At 39.1% G+C, this 15,514-nt stretch carries 17 protein-coding genes and 1 pseudogene; 5 read left to right on the top strand and 13 right to left on the bottom strand.

Annotation, left to right across the window (positions count from 1 at the left end; all coding sequences use genetic code 11):
• Positions 1-16: 16 nt before the first annotated feature.
• The 6 genes from JCM9157_RS02785 to JCM9157_RS02760 form a co-directional block, all read right to left on the bottom strand.
• The gene (locus JCM9157_RS02785) at positions 17-541 is read right to left on the bottom strand and encodes a YwhD family protein (protein WP_035661912.1); all 525 of its coding nucleotides are present in this window, start codon (positions 539-541) and stop codon (positions 17-19) included.
• Positions 542-823: 282 nt separating this feature from the next.
• Positions 824-1,327 (bottom strand): YwgA family protein, encoded by a 504-nt coding sequence (locus JCM9157_RS02780; protein ID WP_035661909.1) that lies wholly within the window; start codon positions 1,325-1,327, stop codon positions 824-826.
• 14 nt (positions 1,328-1,341) lie between these two features.
• Positions 1,342-2,640 carry an HD domain-containing protein gene (locus tag JCM9157_RS02775; protein ID WP_035661906.1) on the bottom strand — a complete coding sequence of 433 codons (1,299 nt, stop codon included), beginning with the start codon at positions 2,638-2,640 and terminating at the stop codon, positions 1,342-1,344.
• A 655-nt stretch (positions 2,641-3,295) separates the two neighbouring features.
• On the bottom strand, positions 3,296-3,520 hold the full coding sequence (locus JCM9157_RS02770; protein WP_035661904.1) for a YuzB family protein: 225 nt from the start codon (positions 3,518-3,520) through the stop codon (positions 3,296-3,298).
• A gap of 132 nt (positions 3,521-3,652) precedes the next feature.
• On the bottom strand, positions 3,653-4,546 hold the full coding sequence (locus JCM9157_RS02765; RefSeq protein WP_035661901.1) for an ABC transporter permease: 894 nt from the start codon (positions 4,544-4,546) through the stop codon (positions 3,653-3,655).
• Positions 4,547-5,470, bottom strand: a complete 924-nt coding sequence (locus tag JCM9157_RS02760) for an ABC transporter permease subunit (RefSeq protein ID WP_035661898.1) — start codon at positions 5,468-5,470, stop codon at positions 4,547-4,549.
• Between the two features lie 130 nt (positions 5,471-5,600).
• Here JCM9157_RS02760 and lipL point away from each other — a divergent pair, with 130 nt between their 5' ends.
• Positions 5,601-6,440, top strand: coding sequence for an octanoyl-[GcvH]:protein N-octanoyltransferase (gene lipL / locus JCM9157_RS02755; protein WP_035661896.1), 840 nt, complete (start codon positions 5,601-5,603; stop codon positions 6,438-6,440).
• Between the two features lie 62 nt (positions 6,441-6,502).
• On the opposite strand, the gene pta is transcribed toward lipL, so the two are convergent.
• The gene (pta, locus tag JCM9157_RS02750; RefSeq protein ID WP_035661893.1) at positions 6,503-7,492 is read right to left on the bottom strand and encodes a phosphate acetyltransferase; all 990 of its coding nucleotides are present in this window, start codon (positions 7,490-7,492) and stop codon (positions 6,503-6,505) included.
• 456 nt (positions 7,493-7,948) lie between these two features.
• On the opposite strand from pta, the gene JCM9157_RS02745 reads away from it, so the two are divergent.
• From JCM9157_RS02745 to gerQ, 4 genes are all read left to right on the top strand, one after another.
• Positions 7,949-8,689, top strand: a complete 741-nt coding sequence (locus tag JCM9157_RS02745) for an enoyl-CoA hydratase/isomerase family protein (protein WP_035661890.1) — start codon at positions 7,949-7,951, stop codon at positions 8,687-8,689.
• Positions 8,690-8,770: 81 nt separating this feature from the next.
• Positions 8,771-9,520, top strand: coding sequence for a hydrogen peroxide-dependent heme synthase (hemQ, locus tag JCM9157_RS02740; protein WP_035661888.1), 750 nt, complete (start codon positions 8,771-8,773; stop codon positions 9,518-9,520).
• Between the two features lie 261 nt (positions 9,521-9,781).
• A complete protein-coding gene (locus JCM9157_RS02735; RefSeq protein ID WP_035661887.1) occupies positions 9,782-10,213 on the top strand; it encodes a cell wall hydrolase in 432 nt (143 codons plus the stop codon).
• 24 nt (positions 10,214-10,237) lie between these two features.
• Positions 10,238-10,783, top strand: a complete 546-nt coding sequence (gerQ, locus tag JCM9157_RS23205; RefSeq protein WP_052012908.1) for a spore coat protein GerQ — start codon at positions 10,238-10,240, stop codon at positions 10,781-10,783.
• Positions 10,784-10,837: 54 nt separating this feature from the next.
• Here the strand turns inward: gerQ and JCM9157_RS02725 are convergent, their stop codons facing one another.
• The 6 genes and pseudogenes from JCM9157_RS02725 to JCM9157_RS02700 all read right to left on the bottom strand — a co-directional run bounded on the left by JCM9157_RS02725 (position 10,838) and on the right by JCM9157_RS02700 (position 15,294).
• Complete coding sequence (locus JCM9157_RS02725) at positions 10,838-11,212, bottom strand: DUF423 domain-containing protein (RefSeq protein WP_035661884.1); 375 nt, start codon at positions 11,210-11,212, stop codon at positions 10,838-10,840.
• 29 nt (positions 11,213-11,241) lie between these two features.
• Entirely contained in the window at positions 11,242-11,514 is a 273-nt protein-coding gene (locus JCM9157_RS02720; RefSeq protein WP_035661882.1) for a DUF5327 family protein, read from the bottom strand.
• Positions 11,515-11,997: 483 nt separating this feature from the next.
• Positions 11,998-12,246, bottom strand: a pseudogene (locus tag JCM9157_RS02715) (MerR family transcriptional regulator); the annotation flags it as partial.
• A gap of 26 nt (positions 12,247-12,272) precedes the next feature.
• Positions 12,273-13,016 carry an exonuclease domain-containing protein gene (locus JCM9157_RS02710; RefSeq protein WP_035661879.1) on the bottom strand — a complete coding sequence of 248 codons (744 nt, stop codon included), beginning with the start codon at positions 13,014-13,016 and terminating at the stop codon, positions 12,273-12,275.
• Positions 13,013-14,026, bottom strand: coding sequence for a DUF294 nucleotidyltransferase-like domain-containing protein (locus JCM9157_RS02705; protein WP_035661877.1), 1,014 nt, complete (start codon positions 14,024-14,026; stop codon positions 13,013-13,015). The genes JCM9157_RS02710 and JCM9157_RS02705 overlap by 4 nt, the downstream gene beginning before the upstream one ends.
• 2 nt (positions 14,027-14,028) lie before the next feature.
• Positions 14,029-15,294: an ammonium transporter gene (locus JCM9157_RS02700; RefSeq protein WP_035661875.1), complete on the bottom strand. Its 1,266-nt coding sequence runs from the start codon at positions 15,292-15,294 to the stop codon at positions 14,029-14,031.
• Positions 15,295-15,514: the final 220 nt, after the last annotated feature.

Genomic DNA, 15,514 nt, shown 5'->3' with positions numbered 1-15,514 from the left:
CAAAAATGCTGTTCTATTAAACCGTTAATGCTTCGTGTAACTCTTTTGTTGAGTTTTCCCATATTTGCTCATTATGCTCTTTTAAAAATTTGGCTAAGATCGCCTTTGACTTATCATCCATATCATCGACAAGGATATGGCCTTTAAGTGATTTGTCCATTTTATTCACATGCTCAGGCAAACTTTTGTAGCCACGACGAATGCTAATATCGACCGTCATTTCACATCCAGCCACACCTGCATAATAAGGTTTTCCATCTTTATGTTGAACAGTCACCCAGACTAGCCAGTAGAGCTTGCCATTAGGGACCTCTTCTTTATTTTTTAGAAATTTAATTCTTTTTTCAACCGCAGAGCGCGCATGCAAAGCACCCATATCAACAAATGCTTCGCCTTCAGTTGGATCAACAAACACAGGAGAGACATTATCTAAATTCAACGTACCAGCTCCGTACCCACCGTGACCATCGGTTGAGTCATTACTTAAAATATTAAAGCCACTCGTTTTTTTCTTGAGATTATCGTTATTTAACAGATCCATATAAACACCCTTCCTCTTCTCTCTTTGTTTAAAATTCTACACAACTTCAACCACTTTATGCTAGTTTCAAGCGTCTAAACTTTTATTTTTTTCAAAAGCTGATTTCGCACACTTTGTTTTTGGGAGCTTACGTGACATGTTCGTTTCATCGCACTCCAGTCACTCGCTTACCGCAGAGAGGTGCACATTGGAACTGAAAAAACCGTTCCAAAGCATTAGCCTATTAAAAAACAGTCTCTAAAAAACAAGCTCAGTTCCTGCAGGGGAAATGAGCTTGTCTTTTTATTGAGCTAATACACGTAGAGACTCAATAAACGTATAAGCTTGTTCAATATCGTCTTCAGTGTAGTTTGATTTTTTCTTTAATGTAAATACTTTTTCCTTTACTTCATCTCGGCTTAATTCTTCGAAATAAAGAAGCGTCGATACAAGTTCCAAAAAACGTGAACTTTGCTCGTTTAAGCTTGTCATTAATTTTTGATTCTCTGGTAAATCAAATTGATATAAATCAAGAAACTTGCGCCCTTCCTCAGAAAGACCATAACGATACTGATAGTAGTTTCCTTTGTCTTCTTTCTTCTCATCAACAAACCCTAAGTTACAAAGCTCTTCCATTCGAAGACTCAGTTCCTCAGAGTAGGGCCCAAACATATGAAATTTGAAGCGCTCAGAAAAAGGCACATTCATTTTTTTAGAAATATAAATTATTTTTTGCAGCTTCTTCCGTCCAACAATATCGCCAGCTTGCAAAAAAAGCGCCATAACATTTGCATGATCCTTCAGCAAAACAAAGTTCCCCCTTATACGTTTAATAAAGCTCGAATTTTATTTTTAATGTCTTTATGTTCACGCTCATCCTCTAGGTAATCGAGCGGAAAATATAACTTATGATCCGTACGTTTTTTCCCAGAGATCGCCTCTACGACATCTGATTCACGCGATAACTCACGCAATTTACCATTTGGCATAATAAGATGGATCGGCAGACGCTCTTCTTCTTCACCAGGACGATAAAAGTCATAAGGAAGATCAGACGAAGAATCAACAACCAAATAATAATCTGGGTTTAAGTCAGCCTGTTTGAACAAATCTTGTAAAACAAGCCAATCATTCATTTGAAGATTAGGATTAAATTCAACATACTTAAACAATTTTCTATTTAAGAATCTTACACAAAGATCTCTTAAAATGCCATCCTCTTCTTCCTGCCAAATTTGAAAATAATACATGGTTATCGCTTCATCTAACCGCAAATAATCGTCCAAGCTCCCTTTTCCATTAAAAAACGAATAAAAATGGTGAGGCTTATGCTTGAATTCATATCCCGCCTCATGAAGCTCTTTAGCCCGCTTGAAAATTTTACTTAAAATGACTTCCGCACTTCTCGTAACTGGATGAAAATACACTTGCCAGTACATTTGGTAACGACTCATAATATAGTCCTCGACCGCATGCATCCCACTTTGTTTAATCGCTACTTGATCTTCCATCGGCCGCATCACACGTAAAATCCGTTCCATATCAAAATGGCCATAACTAACTCCGGTATAATACGCATCACGCTGTAAATAATCCATCCGATCAGCATCTATCTGGCTCGAGATAATGCTAGTTACTAATTTTTTAGAGTACGTTTTTTCAATCACATCAGCTACAGACTGCGGAAAGTCAGGACTAACATTGGATAGAACTTGATTGATTTCCGTATCACCTAAAATGATTTCTCTTGTCCACTCTTCATGATCGGTATCAAATACTTTTTCAAATGAATGCGAAAAAGGACCATGTCCGACATCATGCAAAAGCGCAGCAGACAACGCCAACAAACGCTCATCCTCGTCCCAATGCGGCCTACCTTTAAACACTTCTAAAATCCTTCTTGTAATCTCGTACACCCCAAGCGAGTGATTAAAACGAGTATGCTCAGCCCCATGAAAAGTCACATAAGTCGTACCCAGCTGCCGAACCCGACGCAAACGTTGAAACTCCTTCGTACCAATCAATTCCCAAATCAACTCATCACGCACATGAATATAGCGATGAACCGGATCCTTAAATACCTTCTCTTCTTCCAACTGACCGTAATAAGGTTTTATCATAACCGTTCCTCTCGTTTCTCTCGGTTTCTCTACTATGGATATTATACCTAGAAAAACTTGCTGTCTGCCAGAGGAATTACAAATTTCTCATATTCAGTTTATTCTCTCTCACAAATCGGAGATGGTAACTCCGGCAGACGGCTTAGTTTTTCTAGCAACCCAAACTCCTCCCTCTTTCACCCGTATATAAGACAAGGAAGAAGCGCCCTTAATTCTTCCTTGTCTTATATAGCGCAGACGCACTTTTCTTTCACCAACAACACCCAAGCCAGATTAAAACCTCTATGAAAACCTTTTTTCTCTTAAGCTAACCTCATTCCGGTCATCATCACTCCTATGAAGACCTTTTCTCTCTCACTCTAGCTTCATTTCGGTCTTCATCAACCTCATGAATACCTTTTTCTTCTCACTTAAGCGTCATTCTGGTCTTCATCAACCTCATGAATACCTTTTTCCTCTCACTCAAGCTTCATTCCGGTCTTCATCAACCTCATGAAGACATTTACCCTCTCACTCAAGCTTTATTCCGGTCTTCATCAACCCCATGAAGACATTTCCCCATCCACTCAACCCTCATTTCTGCCTTCACTATTCTCAACCTCTACTCCACCCACAAAACCCCATCAAAAAAACCCAACTGCATCGCAGCTAGGTTTTATAGTTTTAACTTATTCATCACTTTTTCAATTAACTGGTCTTCATCGGGTGCTGCAATGGGACGATTGTTTACAAAGCAAAACGACTTTTTTCTTCCTGGACCGCAGTAAGATTGACAGCGGATATCTATCTCGGCTGTTGCATCTACTTTTTGCAATTTAGGAATGAGCGTTTTAATATTCGTCGCTTGACACTCATCACAAATTCGAAATTCATTCGCCATTCGTATCTTTTCCTTTCACATTCTGATCATCTATGATTATCATCATTATTTTCATTTTTGCCAACCAACATTATAGCATAGAGCTTGTTTTGAAAACAAATGCCAGTCCATTTATTTTCCCCATCTTTATAACTATGATGCTTGATTATACTTACTAGCAAAATGCTTTCTTAGTCCTTCACTAAAAAGCTGAAAAGTGATCATCAAAATGGTTAGCGCAAGCGCGGGAAAGAAAGGGATCCAAAAATGATGACGAAAATCTTCACGCACTGTGCCAAGTAAAGAAGGCCAATTGAAACTCGTATTAACAAATTCCCCGTATCCACTGCTTAGCTGAATCCATGAATGCGTAATAAAAACACTAAAGATCCCTAGTTGGCCAATTAACAATGCTGTCCTTCCCATATCTAAGAAAAACTGAGTCACAATCGTTGGAAAAAGATTTGGAAGATAATAATGAATGAGCATTCCTATAGGTTTATGACCGATTGACCTTCCAGCTTGAACAAACAATTCCTGTCCTAGATCAAACGCTTGTTGTTGAAAGAAATAGCCTACCCGTCCTACTTCCACACAGGCCAAGATCACAATAACAGCTAGCCAGCGTTGATCGGCTAGTGTCACAAAAGGGAAAGTCATCAGTAAGATTGCAGAAAAGATCGTTGGCAAAGCTGAAAATAACAAGTTCCAACTATGTAAGAGACCATGAAAAAAGCCCGTTTTTTTCACCGCTAAAAACGCTAGTGGGATTGCGATCACATACCTTAAAGTGGTAATCGCTAAAATAATTAAAATCGTATCCCTTGTTCCCTTAATAATCATCGTAAATAAATCTCTTCCTTCTCTATCGGATCCAAACCAGTAAGAAGAGGATGGAGCAAAGGGAGCTCGCTCAATTTCTCGACCATCGATAATAATCGTTTGTTCGTTTATTTCAAGGTCGACTCCAGGGATAAATTCAACGAAGGATAAAAACAGAAAAAATAACAATAACACAACGGCAATCCATAAAGATTTGTTGTTCATCTATTCAAACCTCCTTGGATCAGCAAAGCTTTTGATCGCTTCAGCAATGACTTGGACAACAAAGACAATTAACATAAATCCTAGTCCAAGCGCTAAAATCATTCCAGGTTCAAACTCATTACCCCTTCCAGCTGAAACAGCTGCGCTAACATCCATCGCGCGGAACATTCTAAGGGCAGCACCGTTATAAGAAAAGATAAATTCTACAATTAATAAATTGGATAAAACGATCATCGTGATTGTTGGTATTTGATCAAGTAACGATCCTGATATTTTTCGAACCATGTGCTTGTATATGATATACGTCCGATTGAACCCTTTGGCTGCCGCCACTTGTAAATATGGACTGCCTTCTTCATTAGATAGTAAACCTCTAGTTACTTTGGCAAAATAAACGCTTGGGTAGACAGATACAATCAGCGCTGGCAGGATAAAGCGATACCACTCCTGATTTTCGAAGATTGGTATAAATGGCAGAAAACGAATTAACAAATATTGAGTACATATGATCAGAAAAAAATCGGGAATGGATTCCAGAGCGTTCGTCAATTTTCTTCCAAACACATTCCAGCTTGACTGCTGTAATTGATAATCCACAATTCCTTTTAAACAGCCAAACGTATACGTTAAAAGCAACGCTAAAATCACGACAGGTAGACTATAGGTAAAAAGATAAAAAGCCGATTGCTCAATTGTCGTTCCACTTCGCGTGTAACCGAGTGTTTTATTCTCAATGATATAGGAAAGATAACCTATAATTTGCTCATAATAAAGCGCCATGCTAAACCCATCACTTAAGTGCATGACACCTCCAAGTTGCTCCACGTATATTTGACGAGGAAACGTCACGACTAAAAAAAGAACAACGGAAATAACAAAGTAAATTCCAACCCAACGTACCAACTTTCTTTTCAATGACAGCATCCTTACCTCCTTCTTAAATCACTAATTCAAGTATTACCTAATTCTTCTAACCTTTCAACTTTTCTACCATTTTCTACGAATTACGTAGACATGCTATAATGAAGCAAATAGGATTATTAGGAGTAGAACTATGTTAAATTTTGACCTATCCACACTCTCTAAACATTGGCGTTTTCTTGATCATTCAACTTTCGGTCCACAGTTTGATGCTCTACAATCATTTGCTTATGATGATACGCTTTGTCAGTTTATCGGACAGCATGAAGGCTTACCTACTATTCGAGCTTGGGTTCATCATCAAACTGTCGTTTTAGGAATTCAAGACAGTCGTCTTCCTTTTATCGAATCAGGTCGGGCTTTTCTTGGAGAGCACGATTACAGAGTGATTGTTCGGAATTCTGGGGGACTAGCTGTTGTGTTAGATGAGGGAGTACTCAATATTTCCTTAGTTATAAAAGAGGAAAAAGGTTTTTCTATTGATCATGGTTATAATTTGATGTTAACTCTGATTAGAAAAATGTTTGCTTCTTTTCCAGTGGACATACAGGCGTTTGAAGTGGTTGGTTCCTATTGTCCTGGCAGTTTTGATTTAAGTATAAATGGGCAAAAATTTGCAGGTATTTCCCAGCGGCGAATTCGTGGAGGCATTGCGGTACAAATTTACCTTTGCGTAACTGGCAGTGGCAGTGAGCGAGCTAAGTTAATTCGTGGATTTTACGATGAGGCGGTACAAGGAAGCCAAACGAAATTTGTGTATCCGACTGTACAGCCGCACACGATGGCTTCCTTAAGTGAACTACTAGGAGTTACACTTTCCATTCAAGATGTTATGTTGCTCCTTTTAAAAACGAGTCAAAAAGAAGGCGTGCAGTTGACTGTACAGCCCTTTAGCAATGAGGAACAAGCTTTATATTCCGATAACTATGTGCGTATTGTCGCACGAAATGATAAAGCATTAAGTTTGTCTTAAATAAAGCGATTTCATTTAGACTTCTGAAAAACAGCTAGGGTTTCCCCAGCTGTTTTTTTCAATTAAGACGTTACCTTTTGATTGATTGACTGCATCGCTGTAATTAATGAAAGTTTATAAACATCTGCTGCATTACAACCACGTGATAAATCATTTACAGGTTTATTTAACCCTTGTAAGATTGGTCCAATTGCATCGTATCCACCTAAACGTTGTGCAATTTTATAGCCAAGATTTCCTGATTCAAGACTTGGGAAGATAAATACATTTGCTTGCCCTTGAAGTGGTGAATCTGGTGCTTTCTTTTGAGCTACTGCTGGTACGAATGCTGCATCAAACTGGAACTCTCCATCAATAACTAAATCTGGTCTTGTTTCTTGAGCGAGTTTCGTTGCCTCTGACACTTTTTTTGTTTCAATTGATGAAGCTGATCCTTTTGTTGAAAAACTTAGCATCGCTACTTTAGGGTCTAGTCCAAACACTTTTGCTGTTTCTGCTGTTGCAATCGCAATTTCTGCTAATTCTTCACTATTGGGAGCAATATTAATAGCACAATCGCCAAATACAAATTTTTGTTCTTCTTTTACCATAACGAAAACACCGGACGTACGCTTAATACCTGGCTGTGTTTTGATAATTTGTAGAGCTGGTCTAACTGTATCTCCTGTCGAATGCGCAGCGCCACTCACTAACCCGTCTGCTTTCCCCATGTGTACGAGCATCGTGCCGAAGTAGTTAACGTCTACTAATTTTTCACGCGCTGTTTCTTCTGTTTCTTTGCCTTTACGACGCTCAACAAAAGAAGCAACCATCTCATCCATACCTTCGTATTGATGTGGATCTAAAATAGTAATATTCCCAAGATCAACGTTATTTTGTTTTGCTTTCGCTTGAACCTCATCTTTATTTCCAATTAAAATGGGTGTTACCACTTTGTCTTTTGCTAAGTTTGCGGCTGCTTCTAGGATCCTTTCATCAGTACCTTCTGGTAAGACAATTGTTGGATTATGTCTCGCTACCTGATTTTTGATTTCCTCAAAAAGATTACTCACTTACATTCCTCCTCAATACCTCATTCTATTTATCATATGTCAAGAATACTCCTCTTGCATGCAAAAAGGAACCATATTTGTCAAGTTCATTAAAATGTTAATTTTTGAAAGAATCTTTCTGTTTGCGCTTCCATACGGACTCTTTCTTATTTATAAGTCATTTTTTGTTTTTCTGTTCTGGATCCGTTCCATTGCGCTACAGGTACTTGCTTTCCGCGGGGAGTAAGCCAAGCCCTCACGACTTCGTCTGTGAGGTCTTGCCTTTTCCTCTTTTCCCGCAGGAGTCAAGTACCTTTCGCTCCATTTCACTTTAGTTATCGCAGTTCATTAACACTGTTGGAGAAAAGACTTTTTAAATAACACTTCTTACATTTAGGATGACCAAAGGATTTAGCGCTTATGTGTCGAATACTTTAAAGTGAATGACTATTCATTTTAGAAAAGGAAGTGTTAGACATGACAAACTCGATTATTTTGTATGCTGTTGAGAACCGGATTGCTACTATTACTCTTAACCGTCCGCAAGTGAAAAACGCTTTAAATAAGGCACTTCATGATGAACTTTACCAAGCTTTTGAGCAAGCAAAGCTTGATCCAGAAGTGGGTGTGATTGTTTTACAGGGATCAGCAAATGCCTTTTGTGCCGGTGCTGATTTGAAAAGTATCCCTGTAGAGGAAATGAACTCTTTTGATTATGGAACGTATTTAGATGAAACATATAATCGATTAATTCGTCAAATGGTTTCAATTGAAAAACCAATTGTTGCTAATATGAACGGAATTGCTGTTGGCGCTGGTTTAAGTATTGCACTTGCGTGTGATTATCGCGTAGCCAATGCCGATGTTCAGATGGGGCTTGGCTTTTTAAAAATTGGTCTTGTTCCCGATGCTGGTGCCTCCTATTTTCTCCCTCGCTTAGTCGGCTTAGGGAAAGCGAACGAACTTGCATTAGGTGGCATGATCTCTGCCGAGGAAGCATATCGCATTAATTTAATTAATGGAATTGGCAATTTAGATGATTTGTTACAGCAACTAGTCAAAATGCCACGTAAAGCGTTCGGATTGATGAAAGCTAATTTTCGCGCTAGTTTTGAATCTAATCTCGAGCAAGTTCTCAATCTGGAAGTAGAGGCACAGCGCCAAGCAGGGCAGACTAAAGAACATAAAATGGCGATTCAACATTTTCTGTCACGGTAATGTCATTGTCTATGTTTTTGATCTAAGGATAATTGTGGTATAGTTTGAACGATGAATGAAAAATAAAGGAGTTGTTCAAACATGAGTGAAGCTGCAATTACATTAGATGGTTGGTATTGCTTGCATGATTTCCGAACAATTAATTGGCCTGCTTGGAAAACAATTTCTTCTGAGGAGCGCGAACAAATATTAGCTGAATTCCACTCAATGATTAATAAATGGAATCAAACAGAAGCTGAAGAAAAAGGGAGTCACGCTATTTATTCGATTGTCGGACAGAAGGCTGATTTTATGCTTATGTTACTTCGTCCAACGATGGAAGAGTTAAATGAGATTGAAAATGCATTTAATAAATCTCGTTTAGCTGAGTTCACGATTCCTACATATTCCTACGTATCTGTTGTAGAGTTAAGCAACTATATGGCTGGTGAAAGTGACGAAGATCCTTACCAAAATCCTCACGTTCGCTCACGCCTTTACCCTACTTTACCAAAGGCTAGTCATGTGTGTTTCTATCCTATGGACAAGCGTAGACAAGGTGAAGATAACTGGTATATGCTTTCGATGGAAGATCGCCGTTCAATGATGCGCAGTCACGGCATGATCGGACGCGGCTATGCAGGTAAAGTAAAACAAATCATCACTGGCTCAGTTGGTTTTGACGACTGGGAATGGGGAGTAACTCTATTTTCCGATGATGTTCTTCAATTTAAAAAATTAGTTTATGAAATGCGTTTTGATGAAGTTTCAGCACGCTTTGGTGAGTTTGGATCGTTTTATGTAGGAAATATCCTTAATCCAGACCAGCTTTCTCGTTACTTTCATGTTTAAAAAATAAGATCATATGGGCGATACCCAGCATACACTACAGAGCGTTGTGCAGTTCACTACGTTCGGTTGTATTCTTGGGATCGCCCCTTTTTATTGTTTTTTTGTTAAAGAAAAAGAATGCATACCGTCGTTTTATGACTCATATAGTGAAGTAACTGCACCGCCTACGTGATATCTTCCATCTATTAAGGACTGGATGGAGGCAGGATTGTTTCATTTCTAAACATCTTAGAAAGCTCAACTTAGATTGGAGGTGAAAGAATGGCAGTTATTAAAGTAAATTCAAATGACTTAGATATGCTGGCACGTCTTATGAGAGCGGAGGCAGAGGGCGAGGGTGAACTTGGTATGCTCATGGCAGGAAACGTAATGGTTAATCGAACTCGAGTCCGTTGTTTGGATTTTGGTAACGTAAATACGATTCCTCATATGGCATTTCAATCACCAGGTGGATTCGAAGCCGTTCAAAAAAGTTACTTTTATCAACGAGCAAGAGAGAAAGACAGACGCCTAGCACAACGTGTGGTGAATGGTGAAAGGTTCCATCCGGCTGAAAATTCATTATGGTTTTTCCGGCCTGAGGGCGCTTGTCCGGCTCAATGGTGGGGACAGTGGAATACAGGACGATATAAGCTACACTGTTTCTTCTCTCCAACTCAAGCAGATTGTTCTGAAGTTTATAGCACATATTAAATTTACATCAAAGGGGCGATCAATTTGTATCAACAACCATGGTATCCACAATCACAAGGCGGAGCAGGATATGGACAGCAACAACAAGGCTTTCCACAACAACAACCAACCACTCAACAAGCACCTGGACAAATGCCTTATGTGTCATCACAAGGCTACCAGTACACACATGCACCTGGGTTCACTCAGCAACAACAACCATTCCCAGGAGGAATGACACCTCAACAGGCATGGGCACAGCAACAAGGCATGCTCCCACTTGAGCAGTCTTATATTGAAAACATTCTTAGATTAAACCGCGGAAAAGCTGCCACATTCTACATGACTTTTGAAAATAATCCTGAATGGAATGCCAGAGTTTTCAGAGGAATTGTTGAAGAAGCAGGACGTGATCATATTATTGTAGGTGATTTTGAAGACCAAACACATTACTTACTCTTAATGGTTAACTTAGATTATGTAGAGTTTGATGAGCCGATTGAATACGATTATCCATACGGTGCAGCAGCTCCAACTGCAGCCCCGACGCCTTTAGCTACTTACTCGCCAAGACCTAATAATAACTCATAATAAGATAAGAGGCTGTTTCCAAAGGTTTTGCCCTTCGGAAACAGCCCTTTTTTATTAAAGTCCTCTTAATACCGCTAAACCTAATAGCACCCACCCAACGATAAACGCTAATCCACCGATAGGCGTAATTGCTCCTAGTTTCGTTACACCCGTTAAAGCCATTGCATATAAACTACCTGAAAACAGTATGATTCCAATAAGAAACGTCCAGCCTGCTCCATTTAATAGCCCTGAAATAGGAATTTTTAAAGCAATAATCCCAACAGCCAAAATGGCGAGTCCATGAATCATGTGGTACTGAACTCCAGTTTGATAATTCTTCATCATTCTTTCAGTTAACTTTGGTTCTAACCCATGTGCACCAAACGCACCAATAACAACCGATAATGCCATGACAATACTTCCAATAAAAATGAATAACTTAGCCAATTTAACTACCTCTTTCTAATCAACAATAATTAAAATTCAAGAATGTTTCTACCTTTAACCTCTGGTTCAGCAGATGTTATGGTCTGAGTTGTTGGCATGGAATACTCTTTTTGAGTAACTTCTGTATACGTAGGCATAGATGGCCTTGAGGCAACTGTTGGAGATTTTAGCAACTGACAATAAGCTTCAATCGCAGCTACACTTTCGATCATAGATTGCTGGTCTTGACCTTGAACCGCATTTTGTAACTTTTTCACTTGTAACTCTAGCTGATCGCAGATCTTTTTTGCTGGTATTTCCATTATGTATCCCTCACTTTCATCCATTCTATTTTAGCATATTCCAAACCATCATCCTACTTAGTCATATATTGTTACTCCATCTAATTGTTATGACAAAAGGCTATTTCTTCATTTTCACTCTACGGATTGATAAATTTCGAGGGATATAAGAGCCCCTCTGTCCTCACACCACCCCCACCCTGACTCGTGCACTTGTACCCGGACACCAGCGACCTTATTCAATTAATAATCACTGTTTTTCAGCTCTAAAAGGACAGCAGGTTCCTTATCCACTAATATCACTCATAAAATCGCTACCTTTTGAGTAAATAGCGAACCTCCTGTCCCCTCACTCCCCAAATTAATGAGTTTTCCGGCATATAAAAGCCTCTCTGTCCTCAACACCACCTCCACCCTGACTCGTGCACTTGTACCCGGACACCAGCGAATTTAATCGTCCAATAATCACATAAAAAAAGACTAACCATTATGGTTAGTCCCTTCACCTTTTGATCTAGATGCAAAAATGGCTTTTACACCGGCTATGTTTACACCTTGCTGAATCAGTGTTTTTATTTCAATGAAACGTTCAATATCATCTAAGGAGAACATTCTTTGGTTGCCATCGTTTCTGGATGGCTTGATAAGCCCTTGCTCTTCATAATAACGAATTTGCCGGGCAGTCAAGCTCGTCATTTCCATTACAACCCGAATTGGAAAACATGCTTGCCTTCTAGGAATATTTGACTTCACTCGCTCCCTCCTCCCTCGTTATCAATCTAAGAATGAGCGGTTCGACCTTTTGCTAAGTAAGCATATACGTCTCTTAATGTTTCGAAGCCTTTTTCCTTCGCAAGACGAATGTTTTTTTGCCACAACTGTGCTGTCACTCTGGCATCTTCCAAAGCATGATGACGCATTTGGACAGGTATATCGTAATAAGCGCAACATTCATCTAACGTCACTAAATTTTTTGTTGGGGTTACAATTTTAGTAAGAAATGAAGTGTCTAGGATGCGATGTTGAAACGTTGTTCGTAACGTTTGCCAAGTAGCATGTGACATAAACTTTTTTTCATGATGTGCATGGTGAGCTACTAAGGTGGAATGACCTATAAACTTGTAAAAGTCAGACAGCACATCTACTAATACAGGTGCATCCATAAGTTCAGCTGTTGTTAAACCTGTCAGCGTTAAAATCTCATCAGATGGCTTTTTGTCACACTTAACCGTGGAGTAAAAAATCTCTTCATCAAGAATATCAAAACCTTTCATCTTTATAGCACCGATAGAAAGAATTTGATCTCCTTTATCTGGATAAAAACCACTAGTTTCTAAGTCAAAGATGATGAACGAAAGCTCAGAAAGAGGGCGATCAAGAACGTCTTCTTGTTTCAATTCACGCTGAATCTGACGTAAATGCGACAGTCTTGCCGCATCAGATTGCTGTTGAACTGATGTATAGACGTTCGGGCTTAATCTATTCGATAGCTGTTTTACGAGCTGCACCATATTATTAATCATGCTGATCCACCCTTTTTCAAATTGCCTTCAATAAGTTGATATAGCTTATGGCCTTCTCTAACCCATTGCTTAATTTGCCTTCGTTCAAGTTGGCTTAGTTCCTTTACGTTCAAGTGATGAATATCCTCGTAATTTTTTGTGTTACGATGCCAAATGAGTCGCATTTCTAACATTTCCTCAAATAACCTTTGGACTCTTTTCACTTCATTGTATTTCTCAGGTAATAATTGAAACCTGCTAAGTGTTGAAGATTCATATATTTGTTGCTCAATCGCCAGCAATCTTAAAGCATTCACATAAGGAAAAAGAACAATTTGTTTGAAATCAAATTGGCCTTTATGCTTCCCTTTTGTTTCAACAAGCAGTTGATTAAACAAGCCAATTCCCTTTTTCAACCGACCTGTATTTTCGGTGAGTCGTCCCAATAAGGACGGATTCGCTTCCACAGCTTGAAAAAAGGTTTTTTTAAGATCATCTAACAATTCTTCTTTCCCATAAACAGAACGGGAATCAACAAAAGTTAACGTAAATCTTAGAGATTCCCACGTATCGTCTTTTAACCATTTGTTAATTTGTTGCTTCCAATCCTGAAGCGACTTACACCATTTGGGGCTTGAAGCCATAACCTTTCCTTCACAAAGCTTGTAACCTACCTTATCTAAAGCAAAGACTATTTCTTTGCCTAATTGAAGAAAATAATGTTCATCTTGTTCTTCATCACTATCAAAAACAAGACCATGATCCTGATCACTCCAAAATGACTGTTCCCTTCTGCCACCGCTTCCCATCAAAAAGAAAGCAAAGTGAGTAGGAGGCTGACCCCACTCACTTTCTGTCTTTTTTATAGCGAGACAAAGCGCTTTCTGTATGATAGCTTCATGACATTCTTGAAGTGAGGCTGAAGTATGTTCTTGTTTATGAATCGTTTTAAGTCGGTCCTCATACAAGAATTGATAATGTTTATCCCATTCCTGTCCTTCATATTCAGGATAAACCTTCGCCTCTGTCATCCTTATGCACCAGTTCTTTCGTTACCAGGCATACTTTCAGGATAACCGTAGCTTCCATGCTCACTAAGGTCAAGACCAACAATTTCTTCTTCTTCAGTTACACGTAAACCACCACAAACTGCTTTGGTTACTAATAATAGAATGTAAGATGCGATGAAAGCGAAAGCACCACACGCTACTACTGATAGTACTTGAACACCAAGCTGTGACAAACCACCACCATAGAATAATCCAGCATTACCACCATTCATTGCTGCAAGTTCAGGAGTTGCAAAGAAACCAGTTGATACTGTACCCCAAACCCCTGCAACACCATGAACAGATAAAGCGAAGATCGGATCATCAATACGAGCTTTGTCAAAGAATTTCATACTGAAGAATACAATTAAACCACCAATGATACCAATCACAACTGCTGCCCAAGGTGCTACGAATGCACAAGAAGCTGTAATGGCTACAAGACCTGCTAAAGCACCATTTAACATTGTAGGTACATCTGATTTTCCAGTCATTGCCCAAGCTATGAATAACGCTGCTACCGCACCAGCTGCTGCTGCAAGTTGAGTATTTAAAGCAACATATCCAAAAAATGCGTCAGCTACTCCCAAAGTACTACCTGCATTGAAACCGAACCAACCTACCCAAAGAATTAATACTCCTAAAGCCGTATAAACTTGGTTGTGGCCCGCTAGATCATTAGATGAACCATCTTTATTATATTTACCAAGACGTGGTTTTAATAAAATCGTAGCTGCAAGAGCTGCCATTGCACCAGTTAAGTGAACTACTGTAGAACCTGCAAAATCTTGTTTTCCTAAGTCTGCTAACCAACCGCCACCCCAAATCCAGTGTGCTACGATCGGATAAACGAAAGCTGAGAACAAAACGGCAAACACGATATAAGCTGATAATTTCGCACGTTCTGCAAATCCACCAAATGCAATCGTTAAGGCGATTGCTGCGAACATTACTTGGAAGAAGAAATCAACCGAACCAACTAACCCTTCGTCAGCTGTTGAAAAGTCTCCAAAGAAGAAATCTGACATTCCAATAAATGCATTTCCTTCACCGTATGCAAAACCCCAACCTACTGCCCAATAAACAAGGGATGCAATACCGACTGTGAAGATTGTTTTACCAGCGATATGTCCTGCATTCTTCATTCTTGTTGAACCTGCTTCTAAAAGAATAAATCCACCTTGCATAAATAAAACTAATACCGCACAAATCATGACCCATAAGTTATCCATAAGAGCTAATTCAGTCATTTCTTAACCTCTCCTCTCAGATTGTGAACATGCTAGCGTTAGAGAAGCTAACATCTCTTGTTAGTTCTAATTATACGTACAAAATATTCTGAATCTACTCTGTTGTCAGATATCCTTACACGCTTTTTGAACATCCTATTTTAGTGAAAAGGCTTACTATGTTGCCCCTGATGCAATTCACCTTTATAAGAAAAACAAAAAGAAGCTTTATATTCAGTTT

The organism is Halalkalibacter akibai JCM 9157 (assembly GCF_000513135.1).
Taxonomy (GTDB): domain Bacteria; phylum Bacillota; class Bacilli; order Bacillales; family Bacillaceae_D; genus Halalkalibacter; species Halalkalibacter akibai.
This window is presented reverse-complemented; position numbering and strand designations above follow the sequence as displayed.

Excerpts from the sequence above, each read along its gene's own strand:
- JCM9157_RS02785 (WP_035661912.1), bottom strand. The coding sequence starts at position 541 with ATGGATCTGTTAAATAACGATAATCTCAAGAAAAAAACGAGTGGCTTT.
- JCM9157_RS02775 (WP_035661906.1), bottom strand. The coding sequence starts at position 2,640 with ATGATAAAACCTTATTACGGTCAGTTGGAAGAAGAGAAGGTATTTAAG.
- JCM9157_RS02720 (WP_035661882.1), bottom strand. The coding sequence starts at position 11,514 with ATGGAAATACCAGCAAAAAAGATCTGCGATCAGCTAGAGTTACAAGTG.
- JCM9157_RS02710 (WP_035661879.1), bottom strand. The coding sequence starts at position 13,016 with ATGATTAATAATATGGTGCAGCTCGTAAAACAGCTATCGAATAGATTA.
- hemQ (WP_035661888.1), top strand. The coding sequence starts at position 8,771 with ATGAGTGAAGCTGCAATTACATTAGATGGTTGGTATTGCTTGCATGAT.
- lipL (WP_035661896.1), top strand. The coding sequence starts at position 5,601 with ATGTTAAATTTTGACCTATCCACACTCTCTAAACATTGGCGTTTTCTT.
- JCM9157_RS02765 (WP_035661901.1), bottom strand. The coding sequence starts at position 4,546 with ATGAACAACAAATCTTTATGGATTGCCGTTGTGTTATTGTTATTTTTT.
- JCM9157_RS02745 (WP_035661890.1), top strand. The coding sequence starts at position 7,949 with ATGACAAACTCGATTATTTTGTATGCTGTTGAGAACCGGATTGCTACT.
- JCM9157_RS02760 (WP_035661898.1), bottom strand. The coding sequence starts at position 5,470 with ATGCTGTCATTGAAAAGAAAGTTGGTACGTTGGGTTGGAATTTACTTT.
- JCM9157_RS02700 (WP_035661875.1), bottom strand. The coding sequence starts at position 15,294 with ATGACTGAATTAGCTCTTATGGATAACTTATGGGTCATGATTTGTGCG.
- JCM9157_RS02770 (WP_035661904.1), bottom strand. The coding sequence starts at position 3,520 with ATGGCGAATGAATTTCGAATTTGTGATGAGTGTCAAGCGACGAATATT.
- JCM9157_RS02705 (WP_035661877.1), bottom strand. The coding sequence starts at position 14,026 with ATGACAGAGGCGAAGGTTTATCCTGAATATGAAGGACAGGAATGGGAT.
- JCM9157_RS02735 (WP_035661887.1), top strand. The coding sequence starts at position 9,782 with ATGGCAGTTATTAAAGTAAATTCAAATGACTTAGATATGCTGGCACGT.